The 3,532-nt window shown below is 69.5% G+C and carries 4 protein-coding genes; 1 reads left to right on the top strand and 3 read right to left on the bottom strand.

Features of this window, described 5'->3' with window-relative positions; all coding sequences use genetic code 11:
• Window positions 1-27 precede the first annotated feature (27 nt).
• Both ACFU6I_RS40960 and ACFU6I_RS40955 read right to left on the bottom strand, forming a co-directional pair.
• A complete protein-coding gene (locus ACFU6I_RS40960; protein ID WP_384377282.1) occupies window positions 28-441 on the bottom strand; it encodes a globin domain-containing protein in 414 nt (137 codons plus the stop codon).
• Window positions 442-1,410: 969 nt separating this feature from the next.
• The gene (locus ACFU6I_RS40955) at window positions 1,411-2,034 is read right to left on the bottom strand and encodes an alpha/beta fold hydrolase (RefSeq protein WP_384377279.1); all 624 of its coding nucleotides are present in this window, start codon (window positions 2,032-2,034) and stop codon (window positions 1,411-1,413) included.
• Between ACFU6I_RS40955 and ACFU6I_RS40950 the strand changes: the two genes are divergently transcribed.
• A complete protein-coding gene (locus tag ACFU6I_RS40950; protein ID WP_384377276.1) occupies window positions 2,017-2,184 on the top strand; it encodes a hypothetical protein in 168 nt (55 codons plus the stop codon). The genes ACFU6I_RS40955 and ACFU6I_RS40950 overlap by 18 nt on opposite strands.
• A gap of 71 nt (window positions 2,185-2,255) precedes the next feature.
• Here the strand turns inward: ACFU6I_RS40950 and ACFU6I_RS40945 are convergent, their stop codons facing one another.
• Window positions 2,256-3,257 carry a ribokinase gene (locus tag ACFU6I_RS40945; RefSeq protein WP_384377273.1) on the bottom strand — a complete coding sequence of 334 codons (1,002 nt, stop codon included), beginning with the start codon at window positions 3,255-3,257 and terminating at the stop codon, window positions 2,256-2,258.
• Window positions 3,258-3,532 lie beyond the last annotated feature (275 nt).

Here is a 3,532-nt window from a genome sequence, read left to right as displayed (position 1 = left end):
GTCGCGAGGAGCCGAACGGCGACTGGGTCAGTTCGGCGCTGACTCGCCGGCCGCGACCATCGTGCTGCTGATCACGCCGTAGACCGCCGTCCATGACTCCTCGACGGCCGGTGTCCACGCATCGCCAGCGAAGTGGCGCAGGGCCGCGATCAGGCTGGCCCCCACGGCCGGATAGTGCTCGGCCAGCGCGCCGTATCCCGCATGGCGCCGCCCCAGGCTCTCCAGCATGCCTATGAGCGTGTCGGTGTTCTCCAGGTTGGCTACCAGTGCTCCCAGCGCCGCCCACAGGCGGTCGCGCTGTTCGTCGAGGTGAGCCGCGAACAGGGGGCGCACACTGGGGTGATGGGCGAACAGGTGGTCGTAGAAGTACTCGGTCACCTGTGAGCCGTACGGCTGAACAGCTGCGAAGCTGCTCCGGATCAATGAGAAGTCAGCGTTCATGGCGGCCGACTGTAGCCAGCGGAGTTCTATTCGAACAAGTCGCGTCCGCGATGAAGCGATCTGCGGAGACACCGCCGACTCGCCTGGACAATCCCTGTGCGCATGCTATGGGTTCAGCCGAAATTCCGGAGGATTCGCATACGTATCGACCCGCCCCTCCAGGGCGGCGCAGGCCAGGCAAGTCCACCGGCACGTACCTGCCGCGAAGGCCCAGACGGCCCCGGCCTGGCTCGCGTTCCTGTGTCCCGCGCCCTCCGAGGCTCTGCCCGGGCGGCCCGGCACCGCCACCGATGCCGACGACAGGCTGTCCATGTTCTGCGGGACCATCCTGGACTTCCCGCCGACCGAGCAACTGCTCCAGTCCCACGCCGACCTGTGGCTGACGCCCCTGGCCGGGGTGACACATCGGACGGTCCCTCGGGTTCGGCGACCGCGTGCACGGGTGTGCGCGCCGACGTCATCCGGGCCGGACGGAAGAGGACGGCGGGTTCGCTGCCTTGGGAGGCGGTCCAGGAGGGAGCGGATCTCTTCGCCGCGTGCGGTGGTGTCCAGCTGACTGGGCTCTGCGTGCCAGCCGGCCGCGAGCGCGGCGTGCGCTTGACGCTGGACTGCCTGACCGAAGGATGTCCCGTCACGATGCCGCCGGTATCGCGATCGGGCGACGCGCCCTTGGGCACCCGGTCCGGGATGGGGTATCCCCTGCTCGAACGGAGTTGAGAGCTTGGGGAAGGACGGCACCGCCCCCGCACGACCGGAGTGATCGTGCGGGGCATCGGACCGTCCAGGCCGGGTCAGGTGGCCGGGGGCGTGAGGGAACCCGCCCACCCGCAACGGACCGGCCCCCTGGAGGGCCGTCGCCGAACGGGACGCGAACGCGGGAACCCAGCGCATCCAACACCGTTCGGGATGCGCCCAGTACGCAGCAGTGGGTCCAGGACTCACTTATGCACACTGGTTAGGAACGGTTTGCTAGTTGTTCGTCACGAAGTCGGTGACGAGGTGGTTGAACTCGGCGGCGTGCTCCAGCTGTGCCCAGTGGCCGCAGTGGTTGAACAGCACGAGCCGGGAGTCGGGGATGAGGGAGACCAGTTCGAGGCTGGACTCGAAGTGCACGACGCGGTCGTCCCTGCCGTGGATCAGGAGGCTGGGCGCGGTGGTGCCCAGGAGTTCCTCAGGGGTGGCCCACCGGGTGATCGGCGTGCAGTCCTCGGCCAGTCCTTCCAGGAAATGCTTCAGGTGGTCGGGGCGGCCCTGGGCGGCGGCGGCGCGTTCGGCGGCGAGGTCGTCGGCGGCCTCACCGGAGCCGTAGCTCATGATGTCGACGAGGCGGCGCATCGTGTCCTGGGAGGGGTCCCGGTATGCGGCGAAGAGGATCTTCATGCCCTCGGTCGGTCCGCCCCCGGGGCCGAACAGCCCGGGGCGGGGTTTGGCGGCCGGGCCCATGGTGATCAGGTGGGAGACCCGGTCCCGGTAGAGGGCGGCGGTGGCGAGGGAGACGACTCCTCCCATGGAGTTGCCGACGAGTGCGGCCTTCTCGATGCCCAGGGCGTCGAGGAATTCGACCACGGTGCGGGGATGGTCGCGCTCGCCCATCGGTACGGCCTGCGAGCCACCCCAGCCGGGCAACAGCTGCCGCCCAGCGCGACCGAGCAGCCCGCAATCGTGCACGACCTCGACGACCGAAGCCTGCTTCGCACCAGGGGTCTCGGCGGCATCGTCAACGAGTACCGATACGCGGCGTGACCTGCAACGACGACTTTTCGAGTCCTACAGGTCCGCAACCGTTGTTCCTGGGTGTGGGGTCAACGACCGAATCAGTGTGCCGGGGCGGCGGCAACGTCATGGTCGAGTGAGTCGAGCAGAGCTTGCAGTTCGGCGCTGGTCGGGTAGGAGTCCTGGGCTCCGCGACGGGTGGCGGCGTAGGCGGCGACCGCTGCTGCCGTGTGCGCGGCATCGACGACGGTACGGCCGTCGGCAAGGCCCGCGAGTACCGCCCCCAGGAAGGCGTCCCCGCAACCGGTGGTGTCGACGGCGCTGACGGTGATCGGCGCGATGCGGACGACGTGGGCCTGGGCGTCGGGGCCGGTGCCGTCGGCATGGTTCAGCACCATCGCGCCGCGGGCTCCTGCGGTCACCACCGTGTGACGGATACCGAAGCGTTCGAACAGCACGTGGCAGATGTCTTCCCACGACTTTGCCGCCAGGTCGGCTCCCACCATGTCGGCGAGTTCGAGTTCGTTCAGCACGAGCAGGTCGACCATGGCCAGCAGGTCCGGATGCGGTGTGCGATAAGGCGAGGGGTTGAGCACGACCCGGCCTCCGGAGCTGTGGGCGATCCGAGCCGCGGTGAGGAGCACCCGGTCGTCGACTTCGAAGGCGAGGCCGAGCACCGCTGCCTGGGCGATGGTCCCTCGGGCAAGTTCGATGTCCCGGTCGCACAGGACGCCGTTGGCTCCCGGGGAGACGACGATGGTGTTCTCGCCTTCGTGGTCGATGGTGATCAACGCCGTGCCGGTGGCGACGTCCGAGAAGGACTGCACCCGGGAGGTGTCGATGCCTTCCCGTTCGAGCGCGCCGCGCAGGATGCCGCCGTGCTCGTCGCGGCCGACCGCACCCACCATGCTCACGGATGCGCCGATGCGGGACGCGGCCACTGCCTGGTTGGCCGACTTGCCGCCGGAACCGATCACCAGCCCGCCGCCGCGGACGGTCTGTCCCGGCTGGGGCAGGTGCTCCGTGGCGACACTCAGGTCTGCGTTGATGGAACCGACCACACATACGGTGTCCGTGCTGTGGGGAGAGGCTGTCGTGTCCATGTGATTGTGTTTTCCGTTCGATCAGTGCGATGGGTGCCGGGCAGCGCGTCGGTTTCCGCGGGCTGCTCTGCGAGCGCTCCCTGGACCAGCCCGCGCACCACCTGGGCGAGCGCCCTCAGGCTTGACTCGGATGCCGTTCCCGGGCCGGGGGCGCGCGCTGTGTGGGGGGCGCGCGGCCGGCCCCCCGGCCCGGGTTCCACAGTGGGGGCGCAGGCCCCCCCGCCAAAGCCACCAGCGCCCCACCCCCCTAGGTGGGGCGGGCGCGACCGCCAAAC

The sequence above is a fragment of the Streptomyces sp. NPDC057486 genome (assembly GCF_042802415.1).
In the GTDB taxonomy this organism is placed as follows: Bacteria; Actinomycetota; Actinomycetes; order Streptomycetales; family Streptomycetaceae; genus Streptomyces; species Streptomyces yanii.
The sequence above is the reverse complement of the archived record's forward strand: the minus strand, read 5'-3'. Positions and strand labels throughout refer to the sequence as shown.